We start from the raw sequence: 24902 nt of genomic DNA on the forward strand, positions 1-24902 counted from the left end.
GGCCGCGTCCCCGTCTTCCCTCCAGCCGCCGCCAGAGGATCCCACCCGATCGTGGAGGTCCCGTCGTGCTGTCTGTGCCTGATGCCCGTATTCCGTCCCCATTGCCGCGTCGCCGTGCGTTGCCGCAGGCGCTTGCCCAGGGCCTGCTGATCACCGCACTGGCCAGCAGCGGCATCGCAGCCGCGCAGTCCGCCACCGAGCCGGACAAGGCCGCCGAGGCCCCGGCATCGCAGACCCTGCAGACCGTGCAGGTCACCGCCAACCTGCTCGGCACCATCACCGAGGGCAGCGGCGCGTACACGCCCGGCACCATCGCCACCGCCACCCGCCTGGTGCTGACGCCACGGCAGACCCCGCAGACCATCAGCGTCATTACCCGCGCTCAGATGGACGACTTTGGCCTGAACGGCATCGATGACGTGATGCGGGTGACCCCCGGCATCAGCATCGTGACCTACGACAGCGAGCGCACCGAGTACTACGCGCGCGGCTTCGCCGTGCAGAACTTCCAGTACGACGGCATCCCGATGTCGCGTGACTCGGCCTATTCGGCGGGCAACACGCTCAGCGATACCGCGATCTATGACCGCATCGAAGTGCTCAAGGGCGCGACCGGCCTGCTCACCGGCATGGGCGATCCGGGCGCGACCATCAACCTGGTGCGCAAGAAGCCGGGCAAGGAGTTCGCCGGCAGTGCGACGCTGGGTGTGGGCCGCTGGGATGACTATCGTGCCGAGATCGATGTTGGCGGCCCGTTGACCGCCGATGGACGCGTGCGCGGTCGTGCGGTGGGCGCCTGGCAGGACAAGCATTCCAATCTCGACTTCTACCAGCGCACCAGCAAGGTGGGCTACGCGGTGCTGGAAGCCGATCTGGGCGAGCGCACGCTGCTGACCGTGGGTGGCGATACGATGGACAGCGACCCGAAGGGCTCGACCTGGGGTGGCATCCCGCTGCTGGACAGTGCCGGCAACTTCAATGACATGCCGCGTTCGTTCAACAACGGCACCCGCTGGAGTGGCTGGCGCCAGTATGTGCGCACCGGCTTTGCCACGTTGGAGCACACGTTCAACAATGACTGGGTTGCCAAGCTGCAACTCAACCACCAGGTCAACGGCTATGACGCCGCACTGGCCGGCGCCGCCGCCGGCAATCCCGATCCGTTGACCGGCGAGGGCGTCAGCCTGTGGCTCGGCAAGTACGTTGGCAAGACCGTCAGCAATGCTGCCGACTTCTATGTGAGCGGTCATTTCGGCCTGTTCGGGCGGGAGCATGAGCTGGTGGTCGGTGGCAGCGCCTCGCGCAAGCGCTGGACCAATACCGGCTACGGCCCGCAGGCGGGGTTCCCGGATACCGTGCCGGACTACAGAACCTGGAATGGCGACATTCCCGAGCCGGAGTGGCAGCGCAGCTACAGCAACAACGAAGTGACGCGTGAGAACGGCCTGTACGTGGTCGGCCGCTTCGACGTGGCCGATCCGTTGAAGGTGATCGTCGGCAGCCGCCTGGCCAGCTACCGTTCGCCGCAGACGCGCGAAACCGGCGTGTTCGTACCGTATGCCGGCGTGGTCTACGACCTTGGCGAGCACTATTCGGTGTATGCCAGCTACAGCACCATCTTCAAACCGCATAGCGAACGCGACGAGCAGGGCAAGGCACTGGATCCGCTGGAAGGCCGCAGCTACGAGATGGGCCTGAAGGCCGAGTTCCTCGATGGGCGCTTCAACGCCAGTGCGGCGCTGTTCCAGCTCGACCAGGACAACTTCGCCCAGCCCACTGGTGGCAAGACGCCGGACGGGCAGGATGCGTATCGCGCCCTGATGGGCGTGCGTACCAAGGGCTACGAGCTGGAAATGTCGGGCCAGCTGGCCGAGGGCTGGCAGGTGCAGGGTGGGTTCTCGCACAAGATCGCCCGCCAGGCCGGTGCCAAGGTGACCACACTGGAGCCGGAAAACCAGTTCAGCCTGCACACCAGCTACCGCCTGCGCGGCGACTGGAAGGGGCTGACGCTGGGCGGTGGCGCGCGCTGGCAGGATTCCACTTTCGGCGAGATCACCAACCCGGCCACGCAGGCCAAGGTGGTGCATCGCACCCAGCCCTATTGGCTGCTGGATGCGATGGCGCGCTATGAATTCAACGATCGCCTGTCGGCTACGCTCAACGTCAACAACCTGCTGGACAAGCGTTACTACACGATCTTCAGCTGGTACAGCACCTACACCTGGGGTGAGCCGCGCAACGTGCGGTTGGCGATGACGTACAAGTTCTGACGCCGGTGGTGCTGTAGAGCCGAGCCCGCGCTCGGCTGGCTGTCAAACCGCAGTCGAGCATGGCTCGGCTCTACAAATACGCCCGCGATGCTTTTCGGCATCGCGGGCGTTGTCGTTACAGCGGCAGGTCGAACACCAGCACTTCGGCGTCGTTGCCGTTCTCCAGGGTCAGCTGCGCTTCGTCGCTGACCTGCAGCGCATCACCGGCTTCCAGGGTGATGCCATTGACCTGCAGCTGGCCTCGGGCCACCTGCACATAGGCGCCACGACCGTTGCCGAGGGCGTGGTGCAGCTTCTGGCCGCCATCGAGGATGGTGGCGAAGATGCGGGCATCCTGGTGGATGCGCAGCGAACCATCGGCACCGTCCGGCGAGGCGATCAGGCGCAGCTGGCCGCGCTTGGTTTCCGGTGCGAAGTGGGTCTCTTCGTACGACGGAGTAATGTTCTCCGCGTCCGGGAAGATCCAGATCTGCAGGAAGTGCACGGTCTCGTCGGCGGAGTGATTGAACTCGCTGTGGCTGACACCGCTGCCGGCACTCATGCGCTGCACGTCGCCGTAACGCAGCACCGAGCCGGTGCCCATCGAGTCCTTGTGCTCCAGCGCGCCGCCCAGCACATAGGAAACGATCTCCATGTTGCTGTGGCTGTGGGTGCCGAAGCCCTGGCCGCCGATCACCTTGTCTTCGTTGATCACCCGCAGCGGTCCGAAGCTGACGTAGCGGGGGTCGTAGTAGTTGGCGAAGGAGAAGGTATGGCGCGAGGACAGCCAGCCATGCTCGGCCAGGCCACGGGTAGCGCTCTTGCGGATCTGCAGCATGATGGAATCTCCTTGTTCGATGGTTTCGATGGGGCGGGGTGGGCTTGTAGCCGCTGTGTTTCCCCGTTGGAGAGAAGTATCCGCTTGCGCCCGGGGTTTGAAAAACGGATAGTTTTGACAGCCATCATCGAAAAATTCGAATGCTCAAACTCAGTCTCGATGCCCTGCAGATCCTGGACGCCATCGACCGCCGCGGCTCGTTCGCCGGTGCCGGCAAGGCTCTGCACAAAGTGCCTTCGACCATCTCCTACACCGTGGCCAAGCTGGAGGAGGACCTGGGCGTGCAGTTGTTCGACCGGGTCGGACCGCGCGCCGAACCAACCGAGGCCGGCCGCGCGCTGCTGGAGGAGGGTAGGCACCTGCTGCGCGCCGCGCGCGAGCTGGAGCTGCGGGTGCGGCGAGTGGCCTCGGGCTGGGAGACCGAGCTGACCCTGGCGGTCGACTCGGTGTTTCCGACCTGGTTGTTGGGGCCGGACATCGCCGCATTCCGTGAGGCCGAGGCGCCGACCCGGCTGCGGCTGATTGGCGAGGCCCTGTCCGGCACCTGGGAGGCCCTGCTGGACCGCCGTGCCGACCTGCTGGTCGGTGCGCCGGGCGAGGGGCCCAGTGGCGGTGGTTACGTGGTCGAGCCGCTGGGCACGGTGGAGTTCGTGTTCGCGGTCGCCCCCGATCATCCGCTGGCCGCAGTGCCGGGCGTGCTCGGACGCGAACAGCTGGTCGAGCACTGCGCGATCGCGGTCTCCGATTCGGCGCGGCGGCTGCTGCCGCGCACGGTCGGTCTGTTGATGGGGCAGGAGATGCTGACGGTGCCGGACATGGCCAGCAAGCTGAAGCTGCAGTGCGAAGGCGTGGGCTTCGGTTTCCTGCCCGAGCCGTGCGCGCGCGCGGCGGTGGCGCGTGGCCAGCTGGTGATCCGCGAGGTGGAGGAGCACAAGCCGGAAGAGACCTTCTGGCTGGCTTGGCGCACCGGCGAGGATGGCGCCGCACTGCGCTGGTGGCGAGAGCGCCTGCGCAGGCCGGAGCTGCTGTCACAGTGGTGGCAGTCAATGGCCAGGGGGTAGGGGTTTGGCAGGGCTGCGCCCTGCACCCGCTACGAGCTGGAGCAACAGCAACAGCAACAGCAACAGCAACAGCAACAGCAACAGCAACAGCAACAGCAACAGCAGAAGCTGGTTTCCTGTGGGGAGGCGGGGTGGGTCCGGTTGCGGGGGCCGCTGCAAGTCCCCCTCCGGGGCCCGGCCCAGCCGCTGGCGGCTGTGCGTTCGGGCGCTTGCGAAGCAATGCTTCGCAAGCAAAGCGCCCTCACCCATGTAAGCTCGGTCGCCGCTTGCTCGTGTGCGCTGTCCTGCGTACACGGCAAGACCCGGGTTGGGCCTCCTGCCCAACCCGCCCGAGGCATGCCTCGGGCCCATGCGGCTCACGCCCCCGCAACCGGACCCACCCCGCCTTCGACAGTTTTCCGCGATCTGTCGGAACGGCGTACTGCTCTGGTAGGTGTCGACCTTGGTCGACACGGTAGATCCACGCCATGCGTGGATGAATTCATTCGATATCTGACAGATGTGTCGACCAAGGTCGACACCTACCAACAGCCGCGTGAACCTGTCGAAGGTGGGGCGGTGTCGGAGTGCGGGGTGTCAGCCGCATGGGCCCGAGGCATGCCTCGGGCGGGTTGGGCAGGAGGCCCAACCCGGGTCTTGCCGTGTGCGCAGGACTGCGCACACGAGCAAGCGGCTGCCAAGCCTACAGGGACGTACTTGCGGCGTCCCCGCACTCCGACACCGCCCCGCCACTCCACGGAATGCCAGCTTTTGCTTTTGCTGTTGAGGTTGCCGGCCAGCGGCCGGCACTACCAGGGGTGCAGGGCGCAGCCCTGCCGAAAAACACACATAAAAAAACAGCAGGCCGGGGCCTGCTGTTTCGGTGTAATGGTGCGCCCGGAGAGATTCGAACTCCCGACCGCCTGGTTCGTAGCCAGGTACTCTATCCAACTGAGCTACGGGCGCCAATTACATAAACTTGTTGTGCTGACTGTGTATGGTGCGCCCGGAGAGATTCGAACTCCCGACCGCCTGGTTCGTAGCCAGGTACTCTATCCAACTGAGCTACGGGCGCGCGGTACACAATCAACTTACTGCTTAATTTTACTGCATTTCCAGCGGCGGATGCTGAAAACCTGTCGAGTGGTGCGCCCGGAGAGATTCGAACTCCCGACCGCCTGGTTCGTAGCCAGGTACTCTATCCAACTGAGCTACGGGCGCCCTGCGACAGGAGCGGAATTATGCGGATGTCGGCGCGTACCGTCAACAGTTTTGTGAAAATTTTCATCCAACTGAATGAAAAAGCTGTCAGCTACGGCCTCCGGCGCCTTCAGCCACGCGAAATGATCGGCGCGCGTGCCCAATTCCTGCGCGGACAGCACGCGCAGCTGCGCGTCCACATTCGGCAGCTTCGCCAGCAGCGTCTGCATCGATCCGGTCGGTGCCAACCAGTCGTGCTCCATCAACACGGCCTGTGCGCTGCCATGCACGCGCGCCATCTGCGCATCGAGGTCTTCGTTCATGCCGGCCGCGGCGTAGTGGTTGTTCAGGCCAACGCGCGCCCAGTCGGCGATCAGCCCGCGCGCTTCGGTGCCACCAAAGCCGAGGCGCCGACCATGCAGCACGCCCTGGCGTTGCGCGATCCACGGCAGGAAACGATAGACCAGTGGCAGCAGCCAGCCACGCGGTGGCGGGAAGCCGCGCCAGAACGGTGAGCCGCTGGCGGCCAGCCACAGCCGGTTGAAGTGCTGCGGGTTGCGGCCGGCATGCACGCAGGCCAGCTGCCCGCCCAGACTGTGTCCACCGATGATCCAGGGCAGGGCGTCGGCGGCGTCATCGGCTGCGGCCAGGACGGCCTGGCTGGCCGGCAGATCCTGTTCGAGTACCTCGCGATAGCCCCAGTCCTGCGTGCGCGACGGGCGCAGTGAGCTGCTGCCGTTGCCGCGCCACTCATGCAGGTAGACCGCCACGCCCTTCGCCGCCAGCGCCAATGCCAGTGGCAGGTAGTGACGCGCGGCCACGCCCAGCGCTGGCAGCCACAGCAGGCGCGCGATGGGCTGTGCAGGCACGCAGGCGATCACTTCGTAGCGATGGCCGTCGTCGCACTGCACGGCGAGGACGCTCGACGTCAGGCTCATGCGTGCGGTGCCGCGCCGAAGTGATCGAGCACCAGCACCTCGCTGCGGCCAGGCGCGTAGCCCTGCTGCAGGCCGCGCGCAACGTAGTCGATGCCGGCTTCGCAGGCATTGGCCAGGCTCAGGCCGTTGCACAGCTGCGCGGCGATGGCCGAGGCGAGCGTGCAGCCTGTGCCATGTGCGTCCAGCGGCAGGCGGGCGTGGATGAATTCTTCGCTGCTGACGCCGTCGAAGTAGCGATCGATCACGCGGTTGCCTTCCTGCAGGTGGCCACCCTTGAGCAGGACTGCGCCGGCTCCGAGATCGAGCAGGGCAGAGGCAGCCTGTTCGGCGTCATCGCCGTTGCCGATCTTCCGGCCGATCAGGAGTTCTGCTTCCGGGGTATTGGGCGTAACCAGCGTCGCCAACGGCAGCAGGCGTTCGCGCATGGCCTTGAGCGCACTTTCCTCCAGCAGGCGCGCGCCGCTGGTGGCGACCATCACCGGGTCCAGCACCACGTGCGGCGGGCGATGCTTTTCCAGTGCGTCGGCGACGGCATGGATCACCTCGGCGTTGGCCAGCATGCCGAGTTTCACGGCATGGATGTCGAAGTCATCGAAGCAGGCCTCGATCTGCGCCTGCAGGAATGCGATCGGTGGCACATGCACGGCGGTGACGCCACGGGTGTTCTGTGCAGTCAGCGCGGCGAACACGGCCAGGCCATGCACGCGGTGCGCGGCGAAGGCCTTGAGATCGGCAGGGACACCGGCGCCACCGCCGGAGTCGGAGCCGGCGATGGTGAGGGCGGAAACGGGAGTGGTCGGGCTCATCAGTTGATTGTGCCGTGGTCCCGCAGGGGAAGGTAGATCCACGCCATGCGTGGATGTCCTTGATTCAATGCCGCCAACGCGCCCACTGCTGGTACACCACATAACCCAGCCCGGTCAGGCCGGTCAGCAGGGCGGGGGCGAGCAGGGCGTCGTATTGCCAGCGCATGAACAACCAGGCGCCGAGGATGCCGCCGCCGAGGAAGCCGCTGATGATCAGGCCGCTGAGGGTCAGCCGTCGAACCTGCAGCGGCAGTCCACGCAGCAGGTGGCCCAGGCCGATGCCGAGGTCGGTGAACATGCCGCTGAGGTGGGTGGTGCGCACCACCGCGCCACTGAAGGTGGTGGCCATCGCGTTCTGCAGGCCGCAGGCCATGGCGGTGGCCAGTGCACCCCAGATCTGATGCTGTTCGAACAGCGGAATGGCGACCAGCAGCAGTGCCGATTCCAGCGCCAGCGCGACACCGTAGCGGCGGCCCAGCTGCAATGCGCTGTCCTGGATCAGCAGGCCGCTGAGCATCGCGCCCAGCGAAAACGCGATCAGCAATCCCCACAGGTGGCCGACCGCGCGCCAGTCACCCTGGGCCAGCGCCATGCCGAGCTGGCTGGTGCTGCCGGTCATGTGGCTGACCGCCTGGTGCTCGAAACCGAGGAAGCCGACCACGTTGACCATGCCGGCCACGCACGAGAGCGCGACCGCGCCGATCCAGACCCAGGTGGGCAGGCGTATTCCCATCGGCGGGGCCCCTCAGGGCCCGCCGAAGCCGCCGTTGAACTGCAGCTCGCTGAAGGTGTTGCTGGCCGGGTCGAATACCGCGCCCCAGAACTGCGTGCCGCCGTCACAGACGCGGATCGCTTCCCGTGCCGGGTTGATGCCGCTGTCGTCGGGCAGATGGAAGGCGTTGATGTAGATCAGACGCTTGCCGGCGCTTTCGATGCCGACGTACTGGCGGTCGAAGTCCAGCACCTTCGGTACCTGTGATTCCAGCGACGACAGCTGCGCCTCCAGCTGGTCGATCTGCTGCCGGCTGGGCGCCCAGTAACCACTGACCCGCCCGGCCTCGCGGCCGGGACTGGGGCGCGAGCAGGTATCGAGCACCTGCGCGGCGATGATCGGGCGGGTGACCACCCAGGATTGGCCGGTGCGCTCGGCGGTCGGCACGCTGGCCGGGCCGCGCGTGGTGGTGCAGGCACCCAGGGTGGCTGCGAGGGCGATCGCAGCCGTGGGCAGCAGCAGGCGGGTGCAGCGGTTCACAACACCTCCGAAGCGTAATCGGCCAGGCGCGAGCGTTCGCCTCGGCGCAGGGTGATGTGCGCACTATGCGGCCAGTTCTTGAAGCGATCCACCGCGTAGGTCAGGCCCGAGGTGGTCTCGGTCAGGTACGGGGTGTCGATCTGCTCGACGTTGCCCAGGCAGACGATCTTGGTACCGGGGCCGGCACGGGTGATCAGCGTCTTCATCTGCTTGGGGGTGAGGTTCTGCGCCTCGTCCAGGATCAGGTAGCGCGACAGGAAGGTGCGGCCGCGCATGAAGTTCATCGAGCGGATCTTGATGCGGCTGGCGAGCAGGTCGTTGGTTGCCTGGCGCCCCCAGGTGCCGCCTTCCTGGTTGTGCGTGAGCACTTCCAGGTTGTCGGTCAGTGCACCCATCCACGGCGTCATCTTCTCTTCCTCGGTGCCGGGCAGGAAGCCGATGTCCTCGCCGACGCTGACCGTGGCGCGGGTCATGATGATCTCGCGGTAGCGCTGCTGGTCCATCGTCTGCGCCAGGCCGGCGGCCAGCGCCAGCAGGGTCTTGCCGGTGCCGGCGGTACCCAGCAGCGTGACGAAGTCGATCTCCGGATCCATCAGTGCGTTGAGCGCGAAGTTCTGTTCTCGGTTGCGTGCGCTGATGCCCCACACGGCGTGGCTGCCGTGGCGGAAATCATCGACCAGTGACAGCACCACCTTGCCGTCGCCGACCACGCGGCTGACGCGCAGCTCGACTTCATCTTCGCCAGGCAGGTAGACGTACTGGTTCGGGTACCACTCCTCGCCATCCTGCGCAAGGATTTCGTAATGCGTGCGGCCCTTGTCGCTCCAGCTGCGCAGGTCATCGCCGTGGCGCTTCCAGAAGTCTTCCGGCAGCTCGGTGGCGCCGGTGTAGAGCAGGCTGAAATCGTCCAGCGCGCGGTCGTTCTCGTAGTCCTCGGACACGATGCCGGCGATCGCGGCCTTGATCCGCAGGTTGATGTCCTTGGAGACGAACACCACCGGCAGGTCCGGGGTTTCTTCCTTCAGTGCCAGGATCGCGCCGAGGATGGCGTTGTCCGGGATGACCTTGCCGAAGCTCTTGCCGGCGTCGAAATGGCTGGTCTGGAAGCGCAGCTTGCCGGCGCTCTGCTTGCCGCGCAGCTGCAGGCCATTGGGTCGCTGCAGCGGAATGCCGTCGGCCAGGTTGTCCAGGCCGGATTCCTGCACCAGCTCGTTGAGGAAGCGGCTCACCTGGCGGGCGTTGCGGCTCGCTTCGGAGGTGCCCTTCTTGCCGTTGTCCAGCTCCTCGATCACCTGCATGGGCAGGTAGACGTCGTGCTCCTCGAATTTGAACAGCGCGGTGGGATCGTGCATCAGCACGTTGGTATCCAGCACGTAGATGCGCTTGCCTCGGGTCATCGTCGATTCCTGGTTACGGACAGGGAAAAACCACCACGGCCTGCTGCGGGGCAGGGTGATGGCAGACACAGTAGGCAGTGGGACTCACTTGGACTGGGAGGCCTTCAGTTCGGCGAGAACGGCATCGGCATGACCTGCAACCTTGACCTTGCGCCAGGACTGCACGATGCGGCTGTCGGGGGAAATCAGGAAGGTGCTGCGTTCGATGCCACGTACCTGCTTGCCGTACATGTTCTTCATCTTGATCACGTCGAAGGCGCTGCACAGCGCTTCGTCGCCATCGCTGACCAACGGGAAGTTGAAGCCCTGCTTGGCACAGAAGTTGTCGTGCGACTTCACCGAGTCGCGCGAGACACCGAGTACCACCGCGCCTGCCTTCTTGAATTTCGGCAGCAGTGCGTTGAAGTCGATGCCTTCGGTGGTGCAGCCGGGGGTGCTGTCCTTGGGATAGAAGTACAGCACCAGCCAGTGGCCGGCGTAGTCGCCGAGAGTGGCCTGTTCGCCACCGGACAGCGCCAGAGGCAGGGAGAGGGTGGTGCTGTCCAGGGTATCGCCGTTGTTCATGAGGTCCTTCTGTCGAGCCTGGGTTCTTTCTACGACAATTGCATGAAACGCCACGCGCCCGTGAGAGGCGCGCGAAGAATCAGAATTTCATCGGGTCCATGATCGCGTCCAGGTTCAGGTGGTCGCAGAATTCAAGGAAATCGTCGCGCAGCGCGGCGATGTGCATGTTGGCCGGCACGCCAATGGTGACCTGCGCGCTGAACATCTCCGCACCGGTCTGCATGGCGCGGTAGCGCGTGCTCTGCAGGTTCTCGATGGTGATGCCCTGGCGGTCGAAGAAATCGGCCAGCTGGAACAGGATGCCCGGCTTGTCGGCGGCGATCACTTCGACGATGTACGGCAGCAGGTTGGACTGCGCCTGTTTGGCGGCGGTGCGGTACCAGACCAGTTTCAGGCCCTCTTCGCGCTCCAGCCGGGTCAGCATCGCTTCCAGCTTGGCCACCGAGTCCCAGGAGCCGGTGGCCAGGGCGGTGACCGAGACATCGCGGCCGACCGTGGCCAGGCGTGCGTCCACCAGATTGCAGCCGCTGTCGGCAATGCGGCGGGTGACGGACAGCAGGGGAGACTCCGGATGCGTCGTGTAGGCGTTGATCAGGAGGTGGTTTTCGCTCGGCGCGGGGCGCGGGGTGGTGTCGGTCAAGGCGATTCCGGGTAATGCATGCGTTAGTCTGAATGCCCGCCAGAGGCGGGGATCCACCGGTGTCCAGCATACTTGCCCGTGCTTTCGCGCCGCAAGTAACATTCAGGTCGCCCCCGGCCTTTCGTGGCGGGCGTTTTCCCTTTCCAGCCAAGAGCAGCACGTCCTTGTCCCTTTCCGGCCTCATCACCGCGCTGGCGACCCCGTTCCGGGCCGACGGCGCCCTCGATCCCGACGGTTGGCAGCGCCTGCTGCACCTGCAACTGGAAGGTGGCGTCCATGGCGTTGTCGTAGCCGGCTCGACCGGTGAAGCAGCGACCCTCACCGATGCCGAGTACGACCTGCTGCTGGCCAGCGCGGTCGAGCGCATCGGCGGCCGCATCCCGGTCATGGCCGGTACCGGCCTGTCGGGCACCGCCAAGACCATCGAACAGACCCGCCGTGCCGCCGCGCTTGGCGCCAGCCACGCGCTGGTGGTCACCCCGCCGTACGTGCGGCCGACCCAGGCTGGCCTGATCGCCCACTACCGCGCGGTCGCCGACCAGGGCGGGCTGCCGGTCGTGCTGTACAACGTGCCAGGCCGCACCGGTTGCGACATGCAGCCGGAGACCGTGGCCGAGCTGGCCAGCCACCCCAACATCGTCGGCATCAAGGAAGCGGTGGGTGACACCGGCCGGGTGCAGGCGCTGCTCGCCCTGCGCAGCCCGCAGTTTGCTGTGCTCAGTGGCGACGACGGTACGGCGGCGCGCTCGATCCAGGCGGGTATCGATGGCCTGATCTCGGTCGGCTCCAACGTGCTGCCCGGTGCCTACCGCCGGATGTGCGAGCTGGCTGCCGCCCACGACCACGAAGCCACCGGGTCCTGGGATGCGCGCCTGCAGCCGTTCCATGATTTCTGCGGCGTTGAGCCGAACCCGATTCCGGTCAAGGCGTTGCTGCGCCGTATCGGCATCGGTCACGACCTGCGCCTGCCGCTGCTGCCGCTGTCGGCGGCGCACCATCCGGCGGCCGATCATCTTGCCGGCGACATCGCCGCCCTCGAAGCCCTTTCCAGCCACTGACCTTCCGTCTTGGTCTGACCCAGGAGATTCACATGCGTCAATCCGTATCCACCGTCCGCGTGCTGTCCTACGCCCTGCTTGCGGTGGCCGTTGCCGCCGGCACCACCGGCTGCTTCAAGCGTGGCGTCAAGGGCGACTACGCCCTGGCCCCGGAAATGCGTCCGCTGGAAGTGCCGCCGGACCTGAACCTGCCCAACGCCACCAGTGACAACAAGGTGCCGACCCTTGCCTCGGCGACCAAGCCGGCGGCCCCGGTGGCTGCGGCCCCGGCCGTGGGCAACACCGGTTTCACCATCGCCGGCGGCAAGGACGAGGCTTTCGCCAAGGTCGGCACCGCGCTGGAAGGCGTGGAAGGCGTGACCATCGCCAGCCGCGCGCAGCTGCTGGGCTCGTATGACGTGGCCTACGAAGGCAGCAACTTCCTGGTCCGCGTGGTCGCCGTCGATGCCGGCGCCTACATCTCCGCGGTCGACCCGCGTGGCCTGCCGGCCACTGCAGAAGCGCCGGTGAAGCTGATCGCCGCGCTCAAGGCAAAGCTGGCCCAGTAAGGGCCGGTCGGGTGGGTGCGGGCCCAGGTCCGCACGTGCCCGGGTAGAGGCCGACCTTGGTCGGCGCTTCTGTGCCAACCAAGGTTGGCACCTACCGGATCCTGCGGTTGGCAGCTACCGGATCTTGCGGTTGGCAGCTACCGGATCTTGCGGTTGGCACCTATCGGATCGCGCGGATGCTATCTGCCGAGCAACGAAAAAGGGCGCCATAGGCGCCCTTTTCGTTGCGGCAAGAGGCGCTTCTCAGCGCTCCAGCAGCTTCAGCTTGTCCGGCTTGCCGTCCCATTCGCCGGCGTCGGCGGGCGGGTCCTTGCGCACGGTCAGTACCGGCCACTCCTTCGCCAGCTCGGCGTTGAGGGCGACGAAGCTCTCCTGGCCGGCAGGAACATCGTCCTCCGGGAAGATCGCATTGACCGGGCATTCCGGTTCGCAGAGGGTGCAGTCGATGCACTCATCCGGGTCGATCACCAGGAAGTTCGGGCCTTCGTGGAAGCAATCCACGGGGCATACTTCCACGCAATCGGTGTGTTTGCACTTGATGCAGTTTTCGGTGACGACAAAGGGCATGGGCTGGGGGTGGATCGATTCCTGAACCCGCCAATTCTAGAACAGGTTGGCCCCCGGTGTCGGCGCGGGGCGGAAATCGGGCGTCTGGCAGGCGCGGCCGTGGTGGTCGTTGGCGGCAGGGTGAGGCCTGTGCGACGCTGCGGGTCAGCCGGCTGCGTTGGATGGCCGGACCCCTTCCCAGCAGGATCGTTCATGTCCCCAGCTCAGCCCAACATCGCCTCCCATGGTGGTGAGAACACTGCATTCATCGTCCTGATCAGTTGCGTGGCCACCCTCGGCGGTTTCCTGTTCGGCTTCGACAGTGGTGTCATCAATGGCACGGTCGATGGCCTGCGCCAGGCCTTCAACTCCAGCGAGGCCGCGCTGGGCTTCGAGGTGGCTTCGATGCTGCTGGGCTGCGCGATCGGTGCCTTCCTGGCGGGCTGGCTGGGCGACCGCCTGGGGCGTCGCGGTGTACTGATCGTCTCGGCGCTGATGTTCCTGGTCTCGGCGCTGGGCGCCGGTGCCGCCCATGCTTCCTGGCTGTTCATCGCCGCCCGCGTGCTCGGCGGCTTCGCGGTGGGCGCGGCCAGCGTGATGTCGCCGGCCTACATTGCCGAGGTGGCCTCGGCGCGCTATCGCGGGCGTTTGGCCACGGTGCAGCAGATGGCGATCATCTGCGGCCTGTTCACCGCCTTCCTCAGCAATTACCTGCTGGCCCGAGCTGCTGGGGCGTCAACCGAGCCGCTATGGCTGGGCCATGAGGCCTGGCGCTGGATGTTCTGGATGCAGGCGCTGCCGTCCGGGCTGTTCCTGCTGTTGTTGCTGGTGATTCCGGAAAGCCCGCGCTTCCTGGTCCTGAAGGGGCGTCAGCAGCAGGCGAGGGCGGTACTGTCGCGGCTGTACGGCGAGGCGGCAGCGGCGACCAAGCAGGCCGAGATCGAAGCCAGCCTGGCCCAGGATCAGCACAAGCCGCGCTTCAGCGACCTGCGCGACACGGTCACCGGCAAGCTGCGCCCGATCCTCTGGGTAGGCATTGGCCTGGCCATGTTCCAGCAGCTGGTCGGCATCAACGTGGTGTTCTATTACGGCGCGGTGCTGTGGCAGGCGGTGGGCTTCTCGGAAAGCGACGCGCTGCTGATCAACGTGCTGTCCGGCGCGCTGAGTATCGGCGCCTGCCTGCTGACGGTGCTGTTGATCGACCGCATCGGGCGCAAGCCGCTGCTGTGGATCGGCTCGGTTGGCATGTCGGTGGCGCTGGTGCTGATGGTGGTGGCATTTGCCAGCGGCAGCCTGGTCGATGGGCGCCTGCAGCTGTCCGATGGCATGGGCCGGCTGGCGCTGGTTGCGGCCAACGTCTATGTGGTGTTCTTCAACATGTCCTGGGGCCCGGTGATGTGGGTGATGCTGGGCGAAATGTTCCCGAACCAGATCCGCGGCCCGGCACTGGCGGTGGCCGGCGCGGCGCAATGGACCTCGAACTTCGCCATTACCGTGACCTTCCCGATGCTGCTGGCCGGCATCGGCCTGGCCGGTGCCTATGGCATCTATATGGTCGTGGCGATCCTTTCGATCTTCTTCGTGGTCCGCTACGTGCGCGAGACCAAGGGCAAGGAGCTGGAGCAGATGGAAGGCTGACGGCCGGCCTGTGTTTCAGCGCCTCCTTTCTCCGTGGGGAGACTGCAGGCCAGCCGATCCAGGACACGCCGTAAACCCGTCCATGGGGGCTCGATGGCGCCTTGCTCGCGTGCGCTGTCCTGCGCACTCGGCAAGACCAGGGTTGGGCTCCTTGCCCAACCCGTCGGGCGCATGCGCCCAACCCATGGCGCCAACGGTCCTGGATCGGCTGGCCTGCAGCCTCTCGACACATTGCGGGTGGCGGACGCAGGCCTGCGCGTCGGGATTGAATTGGCTGCGGAGGAGCGAGGCTGTTCGTGCCGCCGTCGCGGGAAATCGTCTGGAGGGGGTGGTCCGCCCCCTCCCGCGCAGGAACAGGAAGGCGCTACTGCGACCAGGCCGACCGATGCCAATGCAATCCCCGGAAAACAGAAAAGCCCGCACAAAGGCGGGCTTTTTCGGTTCCTGCTGCGGCGACTGGCGCTCCCTAGGGGACTCGAACCCCTGTTTTAGCCTTGAGAGGGCCACGTCCTAACCACTAGACGAAGGGAGCGTAACTGTGTCGCTGCCGAGGCAGGAGCGCTAGTATATGCACCTCGATGCCATTGGGCAATCCCGAAACTTCAACCGGAAGCGCCAACATCATTTCCTCTGCTACATCACCGTTCAGCCTGCGCGTCATCCCGCGCGACCAGCACACGATCTCCCGCAAGGACATCAGCCCGAACGCCCTGCGCGTGCTTTATCGCCTGCGCGATGCCGGCTTCGGCGCCTACCTTGTCGGCGGCGCGGTGCGCGATCTGCTGGTCAATGGCCAACCCAAGGATTTCGACGTGGCCACCGACGCCACGCCCGAGCAGGTCAAGCAGCTGTTCCGCAACTGCCGCCTGATCGGCCGCCGGTTCCGCCTCGCCCACGTCGTGTTCGGCCGCGAGATCATCGAAGTCGCCACCTTCCGTGCCAACAGCGATGACGGCAGCGGCGACCGCGAGATGGAAAACGGCATGCTCGTGCGCGACAACGTGTACGGCACCATCGAAGACGACGCCATCCGCCGCGACTTCACCTGCAACGCCCTGTACTACGCCATCGAGGACTTCTCGGTGCGTGATTACACCGGCGGCTTCGAGGACGTCCAGGCGCGCCTGATGAAGCTGATCGGCGACCCCGAGCAGCGTTATCGCGAAGATCCGGTGCGCATGCTGCGTGCGGTGCGCCTGGCGGCCAAACTCGGCTTCCAGATCGAAGAGGGCACCGCCGCGCCGATCCCGCACCTGGCGGGCCTGCTCAACGAAGCCGCACCGGCGCGCCTGTTCGAGGAAGTGCTCAAGCTGTTCCTGTCCGGGCACGGCGTGGCCAGCTTTGAAGGCCTTGAGCGCTACGGCCTGCTGGACGTGCTGTTCCCTGAAAGCGCCAAGGCACTGAAGTCCAACCGCACCGGCGCGCTGCGCCGCATGCTGGTGGAGGGCCTGGCTAATACCGATGCCCGCGTGGCCAACGATGAACCAGTCTCGCCCGCGTTCCTGTTTGCGCTGCTGCTGTGGCCGGCGTTCTGCCGGGCCCAGGCAACCCTGCTCAAGCAGGGCGTGGCACCGGAAGAGGCGCAGCGCCGTGCCGCCGACCGCGTCACGGTGCAGCAGCTGAGCACCATCGCGCTGCCGCGCCGCTTCTCGCTGCCGATGCAGGAAATCTGGCTGCTGCAGTCGCGCTTCAGCTCGCGCCAGCGCAAGCGCGTGTTCCGTACCCTGACCCATCCGCGCTTCCGCGCTGCGTTCGACTTCCTCAGCCTGCGCCAGGTGGCCTCGGCCGAGCACGCCGCCGATGTCGAGTTCTGGCGTGAGGCGCAGGCGCAGTCCGGTCGCGAGCTGGAATCGTCGCTGGACGTGATGCACAGCGAAGAGGGGGATGACGAGAGCGGGGCACCGCGCAAGCGCCGCCGTCGCCGCCGTCGTCCGGGTGCCCCGGCCGGTGCGGCTGGCGAGTAAACGATGACCCTTGCCTGGATCGGCCTCGGCGCCAACCTTGGCGACGCGGCCGTCACCGTCGGCGCGGCGATTGCCGCGCTCGACGGCCTGCCCGATACCCGCCTGCGCCAAGCCTCAAGGCTGTACGCCACGCCGGCCTGGGGCAATGAAGACCAGCCGCCGTTCGTCAACGCGGTGGCTGCGGTCGAGACCACGCTACCCGCCGATACGCTGCTGCAGGCGATGCTGGCGCTGGAGCAGCGTTTTGGTCGCGTACGCGATCCGGCGGTGCACTGGGGCCCGCGCGCGCTGGACCTGGACCTGCTGCTGTATGGCGCGCAGGTGCTCGACCAGCCTGGTCTGCAGGTGCCGCATCCTTACCTGCACGAGCGTGCCTTCGTGTTGGTGCCGCTGGCCGAAATCGCGCCGGATCTGGCCATTCCCGGCCATGGCCGCGTGCGGGATGCAGTGATGCGGGTGGATGCCTGCGGGATTGCGCCGATAGGGTGATAATGCCCGGGTTATCTCCCCCGGTTATCAGCACATGAGCACCCACGCAGACAGCAAGCCCTGGACCGTTCCCGCCCTGGCCGAGGCCAAGCGCAATGGCCAGAAGCTGGTCATGTTGACCGCCTACGACGCCGGCTTCGCCCGCACTTTCGATGCCAACGGCGTCGACCTGATCCTGATCGGCGATTCGCTGGGCATGGTCGTGCAGGGCCATGATTCGACCTTGCCGGTGACCGTGGCCGACATGGTCTACCACACCCGCGCCGTGGCCCGCGTGCTGCAGCGTGCGTTGCTGGTGGCCGACCTGCCGTTCGGCGCCGATGCCACCCCGGAGCGCGCGCTGGATGCCTCGTTGCAGCTGCTGCAGGCGGGCGCCGAGATGGTCAAGATCGAAGGTGCCGGCTTCAAGGTCGACATCATCCGCTACCTGGTGGAGCGCGAGATTCCGGTCTGCGCGCATCTGGGCCTGACCCCGCAGTCGGTGCTGCGACTGGGCGGCTTCAAGATCCAGGGGCGTGGCGATGCCGCGCGCCAGCTGGTGGAAGATGCCAAGGCTGTGGCCGCTGCCGGCGCCAGCATCATGGTGCTCGAATGCGTGCCGACTCCGGTCGCCGCCGAAGTGACCGCTGCGGTGGATGTGCCGACCATCGGCATTGGCGCAGGCCCGCAGTGCGATGGCCAGGTGCTGGTGCTGCATGATTTCCTCGGCCTGGACAGTGGTCATCGCCGTCCCAAGTTCGTCAAGGATTTCCTTGCCGAAGGCGGTTCGGTGGCCGGTGCCACCCGCGCCTATGCCGACGCGGTGCGCGACGGCAGCTTCCCCGACGAACAGCACGCCTACGCCCAATGATCCAGACCTTCAACGAGCTCGGTGCACTGCGCGGGCAGATCGCCCAGTGGAAGCGCGAGGGCCTGCGCGTGGCGCTGGTGCCGACCATGGGCAACCTGCATGGGGGTCACCATTCGCTGGTGACCCTGGCCCGCCAGTACGCCGACAAGGTGGTGGCGAGCATCTTCGTCAACCCGACCCAGTTCGGGCCGAACGAGGATTTCAGTCGCTACCCGCGCACGCCCGAGGCCGACGTGGCCGGGCTGGAGCAGGCCGGCTGCGATGCGGTGTGGCTGCCCAGCGTCGAGGTGATGTACCCGCTGGGGGTGGACAAGACCACGCGCATGCACGCGCCGGGCGTGAGTGAAGTGCTGGAAGGCGCCAGCCGTCCGGGGCACTTCGATGGCGTGTGCACGGTGGTGGCGCGCCTGTTCCTGCAGGTGCAGCCGGATGTGGCCGTGTTCGGCCGCAAGGATTACCAGCAGCTGGCGGTCATCCGCCAGATGGTGGCCGAGCTGTCGTTCCCGATCCAGATCGTCGGTGCGGACATCGTGCGCGACGAGGATGGCCTGGCCAAGAGTTCGCGCAACCAGTACCTGAGCGCCGAACAGCGCCCGGTCGCGACCAGCATCCACCGCACCCTGCTGGGCATGCGCGAGGGTTACGTGGCTGGCCAGTCGCGCGCGCAGATCGAGGCCGACGCAACGGCCGCGCTGCAGGCGGATGGTTTCCAGGTCGACTACGCCGTGTTGCGCACGCCGGAACTGGCCGAGCCGACCTTCGACGGCGGTGGCCGCGTGGCGCTGATCGCCGCACGCCTGGGCAGCACGCGCCTGATCGACAACCTGGAGTTCTGAGCCGCATGCGGCTCCGGGGCGCCCGCAACGGGCGCCTCTCGACTTCCCACGGACGGGAGACCGGAAATGAAGATCCCCAGCACTGATACCGGCCGTCTTGCCCAGGCCTCGATCCTGGCGGTGCTGGCCGCCGGCATGCTGCCGGCCCAGTTGTTTGGCGGCCTGTTGTTCGCGCTTGAATTCAGGCGCACGCCGATGCCTGCGCTCACCGGCGGTGGGCTGATGTTCGTATTGGCCGTGTGCAATGCGATCGCGGTGTTGCTGCCGATGGCGCTGATCCTGCAGTCTCAACAGCGGCTGCGCCGGACCGGATTCGTGCTGGTCGGCTTCGGACTGGGCGCGCTGGCCATGGCCACCTGCACCTGGCCGGGCGCGGACAATGGTCCGCTGCTGCAGCGCCTGCGCTATGTCGACACCTTCGACGTGATCAGCTATGCCTTGCAGGTACTGGCCGCAGGTGGCTTCGGCCTGGTCGCCGGGCTGGCCTTCCATACGGTGTTCCGGCTGTCTCTGGAGGGCCGTCCCGGGCATGCCGCGCCGCCGCCGCCGGGGGAGGGGGCCTGAACAGCCTTCAGCGTCCTGCTGCAGCCCCCTGACGATGGCCAAGCGGGTGCTAGAATCCGCTCTTTCCTTTGCCGTTGCAGCGCCCCCATGCACCTGTCCCTGCTCAAGACCAAGATCCACCGCGCCACCGTCACCCATTCCGAGCTGAACTACGAAGGCTCGATCGCCATCGATGACAACCTGCTGGCTGCCACCGGCATCCGCGAGTTCGAGCAGGTGCACATCTGGGACGTGACCAACGGTGCGCGCTTCTCGACCTATGCCATCCGTGCCGAAGCCGGCAGCGGCGTTGTCTCGCTCAACGGTGGTGCCGCGCGCCACGTGCAGGTCGGTGACATCATCATCATCGCCGCGTTCGCCAGCATGACCGAGCAGGAAGCTGACAGCTTCAAGCCGAAGCTGGTGTACGTTGATGGCAAGAACCAGATCTCCCACACCAACGACACGATCCCGACCCAGGCCGCATGACAACGAACAACGGATTCGACTCGCTGCATTCCCACGCCCAGCGCCTGAAGGGCGCAAGCATTCCCAGTCTGCTCGCCGCCGAACCCGGCCGCGTGCAGGACCTGGCGCTGCGGGTCGGTCCGTTGTATGTCAATTTCGCGCGGCAGAAATACGATGCCGCGGCGTTGCAGGCCCTGCTCACGTTGGCCGCCGACCGTGATGTCGGTGGTGCCATCACCCGCTTGTTCCGTGGCGAGCAGGTCAACCTGACCGAAGGTCGCGCCGCGCTGCATACCGCGCTGCGCGGCGACGTGGTCGATGCGCCGGTGGCGACCGAGGCCTATGCCACCGCGCGCGACATCCGCCAGCGCATGGGCGTGCTGGTGCGTGCGCTGGAAGACAGCGGCGTCACTGACGTGGTCAGCGTCGGCATCGGTGGTTCCGATCTCGGTCCGCGCCTGGTCGCCGATGCGTTGCGCCCGGTCACCGGCGCGCGCCTGCGCGTGCATTTCGTATCGAACGTGGACGGCGCCGCCATGCAGCGCACACTGGCCACGCTGGATCCGGCGAAGACCGCCGGCATCCTCATCTCCAAGACCTTCGGTACCCAGGAAACCCTGCTCAACGGCCAGATCCTGCACGACTGGCTGGGTGGCAGCGAGCGCCTGTACGCGGTCAGTGCCAATCCGGAGCGTGCCGCCAAGGCCTTCGCGATCGCTGCCGATCGCGTGCTGCCGATGTGGGACTGGGTCGGTGGCCGTTACTCGCTGTGGTCGGCGGTCGGTTTCCCGATCGCGCTGGCGATCGGCTTCGAGCGCTTTGAACAGTTGCTGGAAGGCGCGGCGCAGATGGATGCGCATGCGTTGGATGCTCCGCTGGAGCGCAACCTGCCGGTGCTGCACGGCCTGACCGACATCTGGAACCGCAACCTGCTGGGCCATGCCACGCACGCGGTGATGACTTACGACCAGCGCCTGGCGCTGCTGCCGGCCTACCTGCAGCAGCTGGTGATGGAAAGCCTGGGCAAGCGCGTGCAGCGTGACGGTCAGCCGGTCACCACCGACACCGTGCCGGTGTGGTGGGGCGGCGCGGGCACCGATGTGCAGCACAGCTTCTTCCAGGCACTGCATCAGGGCACCAGCATCGTTCCGGCAGATTTCATCGGCTGCGTGCACAACGATGATCCCTACACGATCAATCATCAGGCCCTGCTGGCCAATCTGCTGGCGCAGACCGAAGCACTGGCCAATGGCCAGAGCAGCGACGACCCGCACCGTGATTACCCGGGCGGCCGCCCGAGCACGCTGATCCTGCTCGACGCGCTGACCCCGCAGGCGCTGGGTGCGCTGATCGCCATGTACGAACACGCCGTGTATGTGCAGTCGGTGATCTGGAACATCAATGCCTTCGACCAGTTCGGTGTAGAGCTGGGCAAGCAGTTGGCCAGTGGCCTGTTGCCGGCGCTGCAGGGTGAGGATGTGGCGATTGCCGATCCGATGACCCGCGAGATCCTGGCGCAGCTGAAGGGCTGACCCGGCCTGCGGATGTGCCGGCGCCGGCCGGCCATCCGATGCCTCTGCGGTTGCCTTCGATCCGGTCACGCAGGAATGGCGGCGCGGCCACTCATTCCACGTCACTTCCGTACCGCACGTGCAGCGTATTCGTGCGCCCTGCCGCAGCGCAGCTTGACGCACTTCACACGCGGATGCAGTGTGCACGGGCGGCTGTACCTGTCATCCAGTATCGCTCGCAGCATGATGTTGATGCCAGGGACTGGCCGTATCCGAAGGGACGTGGAATCGATCCATGTCCTCAACGCCTCATGTTGTGAATGACAGGAGATTGCGAATGGATCTGAACGACGATGTTGTGTCCGGCTGGCTCAATGGCTCGGACGATGTGGATGGGTGTGCCAACCCTGCGGGTTCGCTGTTCATCTATGGCGCTGGGGCCACCGAGTCCGCGCTCACGTCGGCCTCCGACACCCTGATCACCGGTGGCGGTACCGAGTGCACTACCACGATGTCGGTGGTCAATCACTGCCTGTGCTGTTGATGTAGCCCGAGCCGGCACGCAGCGGCTTGCGCTGCGTGTCGGCGACTGGAACAGACTCTGGACACTTTGCAGGGGGCGTAATGACCGCTTCTCCGGCTGCGGCCGCGTTTGCGCGCATCACCGAACATTTTCTTGTCCACGCGCGCACAGCGTTGGCGGCTGGCCTGCATGACCCCGCCATCGATCTGCGGCCAGACGAGCGCGCACTCCTGCATGAGCAGGGCGATGCGGCGCTTCGTGAACATGCCCAGCTCAAGCTCAACCGCGTACTGCTGCTGGAACTGCATGCGGCCGCGCGCGGTGGTGACATCGGCCCGCTTGAGGGCGCCGGTGCGCTGGACGAATTCGTGGCCCTCGCCACCGGCGAGGGCTTCCATGAGCATCTGCAGCGACGCTACCCGGTGCTGCTGCCGCGACTGTCGCGCATGCTCGAAGGACAATGTGCGGCTGTGGTGGAGCTGGCCGCGCGCATCGGCCGTGATCGTGCGCTGCTGACGGACCTGCTCGGCAGTCCGGCAGGATCGCTGCGTGCGGTGTCGCTGGGGCGCGGTGACCTGCACGGTGGCGGCCGGACCGTGGCGCGGTTGCAGTTCGACGGCGGTACGCTGATGTACAAGCCGCGCTCGCTGCGCATCGATGCCACGCTTGATGGCCTGCTTGAAGCCGTCTTCGGCGAGGGCCCTGGCCGGGTACGCGTGCCGCGCGTGGTGGATCGTGGCAGCCACGGCTGGGCTGCATTTGCCGAGCACCGTTATTGTTCCGGTGACGAAGAGCTGCGCGCCTACTACCGCGGTCTCGGTCACTGGCTGGCCATCCTGCGCCTGGTGGGCGGGACCGACATCCATCTGGAGAACCTGATCGCGGTCGGGCCGGTGCCGGTGGTGGTCGACGCCGAAAGCGTGTTCTCGCAGGTCATCGACGTCGAACCATCCGGTCTGGGCGATGCCTATGACACGGCAGTCAAGCTGATGCGTAATTCAGTGCTGCGTACCGGAATCGTGCCATTCCGTACTGCCGGCCTGGGCATGGAAGGCGTGGATCTGTCCGCAGCCGGCGCACTGCCGGGCGAGCAGCCGCGCGTGCAGGTGCCGGTGATCATCGAAGACGGGACGGCGCCGGCGCGGCTGGGCCTGGTCGAGGCAGAGGTCGCCATCGCACAGAACCATCCGAGCCCGCAGCCCGATGTGTCGTTGTACTGGGATCACATCAGCGAGGGTTTCGTCGATGCCAGCGGGCGCCTGCGTGCGCTGGATGCCAGGGGCGAACTGATGCCGTTGCTGGCCGGTTTCGAAGGCTGCCAGGTGCGCGATGTGCGGCGGCCGACCATGGCCTACGCCGAGCTCGGGCGGATGCTCTGGCATCCGGCATCGCTGCACAAGGAAGCCCAGGCGGTTGAACGCGCGATCGATCTGCTGGTGCGCAATGCAGCGGTGTCACCGGCTGCGCCATCGGACCTGGAGACCGTTCGTGGAGAAGTGGACGACCTGCGCCACGGTGACATTCCGATCTTCACTTCACAGCTGGACGCGACCCGCATCCGCTCCATCGCCGACAGCTGGCGTGCGATGCGCATCGACCTGGAAGACGTGACCATCCGCAGTACGCTGGTAGCCACCGACCTGAACCAGCATGCGCTGGCCCGCGCCGAGGCTAGATCCGGCCACAGCTATGCAGCACAGCATCCGCGTGCGGACGACCTGGATGCACGCCGTCGCACGCTGGCCGCGCGCGCGGTGGAGAGCCTGCTGCGGCTGGCGGTGCACGGCGAAGACGGTTCGATGACCTGGATCACGCCCGAGGTGACCCGTACCGGATGGACCGTCCAGCCGGTGCAGCCCGACCTGTATTTCGGGCTGGGAGGCATTGCGTTCGCACTGGCGGCCTACTGCCGGGAAGTGGAGCAGGGGCGTGCCGACCCGATAGTGGGGCTGGCCCCGGCCATCGATGGCGCCCTCGCGGTATTCCAGACTATGTGTGAGCGGCATCCCGCCGAGATCGATGGTGGATTCGTCGGCTCGGGCTCGCAGATCTGGACCCTGCTGGCATTGCATGATCTGCTGCAGCGCCCCGCACTGCTCGCGCTGGCCGAGCGCTGTGCGGAAGGAGTGGAACGTCGTGGTTTCCAGGGGCCGGTGAAATTCGAACTGATTGATGGCGTGTCCGGCATGATCCTGCCGTTGCTGGCGCTGGCCGAGGCCACCGGCAGATCGCGCTGGCTGGAGTTGGCGGCTGCAGCCGGGCGCCGCATGCAGGAAGCAGCGATCGTCGATGCCGACGGCGCACGCTGGCCGACGCCACAGTTCCGCGAGCCGATCGGTGGCTTTGGCCACGGCGCGATGGGGATGGGCTGGGCGCTGGCACGGCTGGCGCGTTCGGATGCCGGCAGCGTGCCTGAGCGGGCCGCCTGGCGGCGGCTGGCCGAAGGAGCATTTGCGTTCCAGGCGGCGCTGTTCGAGACGCATACCGGGCGCTGGCGCGATATCCACCTGGAGGACGGGCAGAAGAATTTCCCGACCTGGTGCCATGGCAGTGTTGGCATCGGTCTGGCGGCGGCGGATCTGTATGCCCGCACCGGCGATCCCGCGCAGTTGCGTGACATGCGGCGGGCTGTGGCCGACGCGCGCGGCAAATGGGGGTTCAGCCACACCCTGTGCCATGGCGATGTGTCCACCCGGGAGTTGCTGGTGCTGGCGGCTGCGCTGGATCCGGAGGAGTGTCCCTATCCGCAGGACGAGGCCGCCATCGAGATCGTTTCTTCGATCGAGGAGCACCAGGGCATGGTCGGCGGGTTGACCCGCGCGGCCTTTACTCCGGGCCTGATGATCGGTCTGGCAGGGACGATCTATGGCTTCCTGCGCATGCATCCGGCCTGCACGCTGCCGTCGCCGCTGCTGCAGGAGACGGTAGCGGCGCGGGTCGATGCGACGGCGTCGCGCTCCAGCGCCGCGCAGGACCGAGCAGTGCTGGCCGAGGTCTGAGCCGG

Annotated in this window: 23 protein-coding genes and 4 tRNA genes; 14 read left to right on the forward strand and 13 right to left on the reverse strand. The window is 66.5% G+C overall.

The features are described 5' to 3' along the window. Window positions 1-65: 65 nt before the first annotated feature. Window positions 66-2270, forward strand: coding sequence for a TonB-dependent siderophore receptor (locus tag ACZK5G_RS08485; RefSeq protein ID WP_478466018.1), 2205 nt, complete (start codon window positions 66-68; stop codon window positions 2268-2270). A 115-nt stretch (window positions 2271-2385) separates the two neighbouring features. Here the strand turns inward: ACZK5G_RS08485 and ACZK5G_RS08490 are convergent, their stop codons facing one another. Then, window positions 2386-3087 carry a pirin family protein gene (locus tag ACZK5G_RS08490; RefSeq protein WP_012510689.1) on the reverse strand — a complete coding sequence of 234 codons (702 nt, stop codon included), beginning with the start codon at window positions 3085-3087 and terminating at the stop codon, window positions 2386-2388. 140 nt (window positions 3088-3227) lie between these two features. On the opposite strand from ACZK5G_RS08490, the gene ACZK5G_RS08495 reads away from it, so the two are divergent. After that, entirely contained in the window at window positions 3228-4148 is a 921-nt protein-coding gene (locus ACZK5G_RS08495) for a LysR family transcriptional regulator (protein WP_065723159.1), read from the forward strand. 868 nt (window positions 4149-5016) lie between these two features. Here the strand turns inward: ACZK5G_RS08495 and ACZK5G_RS08500 are convergent. The 10 genes from ACZK5G_RS08500 to ACZK5G_RS08545 form a co-directional block, all read right to left on the reverse strand. Then, window positions 5017-5093, reverse strand: a tRNA-Arg gene (locus tag ACZK5G_RS08500). 32 nt (window positions 5094-5125) lie between these two features. Beyond that, a tRNA-Arg gene (locus tag ACZK5G_RS08505) sits at window positions 5126-5202 on the reverse strand. Window positions 5203-5271: 69 nt separating this feature from the next. Continuing rightward, a tRNA-Arg gene (locus ACZK5G_RS08510) sits at window positions 5272-5348 on the reverse strand. Next, window positions 5339-6265 (reverse strand): alpha/beta hydrolase family protein, encoded by a 927-nt coding sequence (locus ACZK5G_RS08515; RefSeq protein ID WP_065428277.1) that lies wholly within the window; start codon window positions 6263-6265, stop codon window positions 5339-5341. The genes ACZK5G_RS08510 and ACZK5G_RS08515 overlap by 10 nt, the downstream gene beginning before the upstream one ends. Next, entirely contained in the window at window positions 6262-7071 is an 810-nt protein-coding gene (thiD, locus tag ACZK5G_RS08520; protein ID WP_049423499.1) for a bifunctional hydroxymethylpyrimidine kinase/phosphomethylpyrimidine kinase, read from the reverse strand. Before thiD ends, ACZK5G_RS08515 begins: the two co-directional genes overlap by 4 nt. A gap of 64 nt (window positions 7072-7135) precedes the next feature. Further along, window positions 7136-7804 (reverse strand): YoaK family protein, encoded by a 669-nt coding sequence (locus tag ACZK5G_RS08525; protein WP_478466020.1) that lies wholly within the window; start codon window positions 7802-7804, stop codon window positions 7136-7138. A 12-nt stretch (window positions 7805-7816) separates the two neighbouring features. Next, complete coding sequence (locus ACZK5G_RS08530) at window positions 7817-8323, reverse strand: hypothetical protein (protein ID WP_478466022.1); 507 nt, start codon at window positions 8321-8323, stop codon at window positions 7817-7819. Further along, complete coding sequence (locus ACZK5G_RS08535) at window positions 8320-9720, reverse strand: PhoH family protein (RefSeq protein ID WP_010484287.1); 1401 nt, start codon at window positions 9718-9720, stop codon at window positions 8320-8322. The genes ACZK5G_RS08530 and ACZK5G_RS08535 overlap by 4 nt, the downstream gene beginning before the upstream one ends. An 84-nt stretch (window positions 9721-9804) precedes the next feature. Continuing rightward, window positions 9805-10284, reverse strand: coding sequence for a peroxiredoxin (locus ACZK5G_RS08540; protein WP_049445310.1), 480 nt, complete (start codon window positions 10282-10284; stop codon window positions 9805-9807). Window positions 10285-10363: 79 nt separating this feature from the next. Next, the gene (locus ACZK5G_RS08545) at window positions 10364-10924 is read right to left on the reverse strand and encodes a glycine cleavage system transcriptional repressor (protein WP_005409051.1); all 561 of its coding nucleotides are present in this window, start codon (window positions 10922-10924) and stop codon (window positions 10364-10366) included. A 164-nt stretch (window positions 10925-11088) separates the two neighbouring features. Here ACZK5G_RS08545 and dapA point away from each other — a divergent pair, with 164 nt between their 5' ends. After that, complete coding sequence (dapA, locus tag ACZK5G_RS08550; protein ID WP_049463695.1) at window positions 11089-11982, forward strand: 4-hydroxy-tetrahydrodipicolinate synthase; 894 nt, start codon at window positions 11089-11091, stop codon at window positions 11980-11982. Window positions 11983-12014: 32 nt separating this feature from the next. Beyond that, window positions 12015-12530 (forward strand): hypothetical protein, encoded by a 516-nt coding sequence (locus ACZK5G_RS08555; protein ID WP_006432432.1) that lies wholly within the window; start codon window positions 12015-12017, stop codon window positions 12528-12530. 243 nt (window positions 12531-12773) lie between these two features. Here ACZK5G_RS08555 and fdxA read toward each other — a convergent pair whose 3' ends face one another. Then, window positions 12774-13097 carry a ferredoxin FdxA gene (fdxA, locus tag ACZK5G_RS08560; RefSeq protein ID WP_004153066.1) on the reverse strand — a complete coding sequence of 108 codons (324 nt, stop codon included), beginning with the start codon at window positions 13095-13097 and terminating at the stop codon, window positions 12774-12776. A 192-nt stretch (window positions 13098-13289) separates the two neighbouring features. Here fdxA and ACZK5G_RS08565 point away from each other — a divergent pair, with 192 nt between their 5' ends. Further along, on the forward strand, window positions 13290-14714 hold the full coding sequence (locus ACZK5G_RS08565) for a sugar porter family MFS transporter (RefSeq protein ID WP_478466024.1): 1425 nt from the start codon (window positions 13290-13292) through the stop codon (window positions 14712-14714). Between the two features lie 457 nt (window positions 14715-15171). Here ACZK5G_RS08565 and ACZK5G_RS08570 read toward each other — a convergent pair. After that, window positions 15172-15246 (reverse strand) — tRNA-Glu (locus ACZK5G_RS08570). A gap of 52 nt (window positions 15247-15298) precedes the next feature. Between ACZK5G_RS08570 and pcnB the strand changes: the two genes are divergently transcribed. The 9 genes from pcnB to ACZK5G_RS08615 all read left to right on the forward strand — a co-directional run bounded on the left by pcnB (window position 15299) and on the right by ACZK5G_RS08615 (window position 24897). Next, window positions 15299-16678, forward strand: coding sequence for a polynucleotide adenylyltransferase PcnB (gene pcnB, locus ACZK5G_RS08575; RefSeq protein ID WP_032128849.1), 1380 nt, complete (start codon window positions 15299-15301; stop codon window positions 16676-16678). A 3-nt stretch (window positions 16679-16681) separates the two neighbouring features. Beyond that, window positions 16682-17167: a 2-amino-4-hydroxy-6-hydroxymethyldihydropteridine diphosphokinase gene (folK, locus tag ACZK5G_RS08580; RefSeq protein ID WP_032128850.1), complete on the forward strand. Its 486-nt coding sequence runs from the start codon at window positions 16682-16684 to the stop codon at window positions 17165-17167. Window positions 17168-17201: 34 nt separating this feature from the next. Continuing rightward, entirely contained in the window at window positions 17202-18017 is an 816-nt protein-coding gene (gene panB / locus ACZK5G_RS08585) for a 3-methyl-2-oxobutanoate hydroxymethyltransferase (RefSeq protein ID WP_005416119.1), read from the forward strand. Next, window positions 18014-18853 (forward strand): pantoate--beta-alanine ligase, encoded by an 840-nt coding sequence (gene panC, locus ACZK5G_RS08590; protein WP_329810788.1) that lies wholly within the window; start codon window positions 18014-18016, stop codon window positions 18851-18853. The genes panB and panC overlap by 4 nt, the downstream gene beginning before the upstream one ends. A 66-nt stretch (window positions 18854-18919) precedes the next feature. Then, window positions 18920-19417, forward strand: coding sequence for a hypothetical protein (locus tag ACZK5G_RS08595; protein ID WP_478466026.1), 498 nt, complete (start codon window positions 18920-18922; stop codon window positions 19415-19417). An 87-nt stretch (window positions 19418-19504) separates the two neighbouring features. Continuing rightward, a complete protein-coding gene (gene panD, locus ACZK5G_RS08600) occupies window positions 19505-19885 on the forward strand; it encodes an aspartate 1-decarboxylase (protein WP_032128853.1) in 381 nt (126 codons plus the stop codon). Next, a complete protein-coding gene (gene pgi, locus ACZK5G_RS08605; protein WP_478466028.1) occupies window positions 19882-21396 on the forward strand; it encodes a glucose-6-phosphate isomerase in 1515 nt (504 codons plus the stop codon). The genes panD and pgi overlap by 4 nt, the downstream gene beginning before the upstream one ends. A 316-nt stretch (window positions 21397-21712) precedes the next feature. After that, complete coding sequence (locus tag ACZK5G_RS08610; RefSeq protein ID WP_049400943.1) at window positions 21713-21919, forward strand: DUF6229 family protein; 207 nt, start codon at window positions 21713-21715, stop codon at window positions 21917-21919. Window positions 21920-21999: 80 nt separating this feature from the next. Next, window positions 22000-24897 (forward strand): type 2 lanthipeptide synthetase LanM family protein, encoded by a 2898-nt coding sequence (locus ACZK5G_RS08615; protein ID WP_478466030.1) that lies wholly within the window; start codon window positions 22000-22002, stop codon window positions 24895-24897. The last annotated feature ends 5 nt before the right edge of the window (window positions 24898-24902 follow it).

Source organism: Stenotrophomonas sp. 62841_Sma (genome assembly GCF_056482945.1).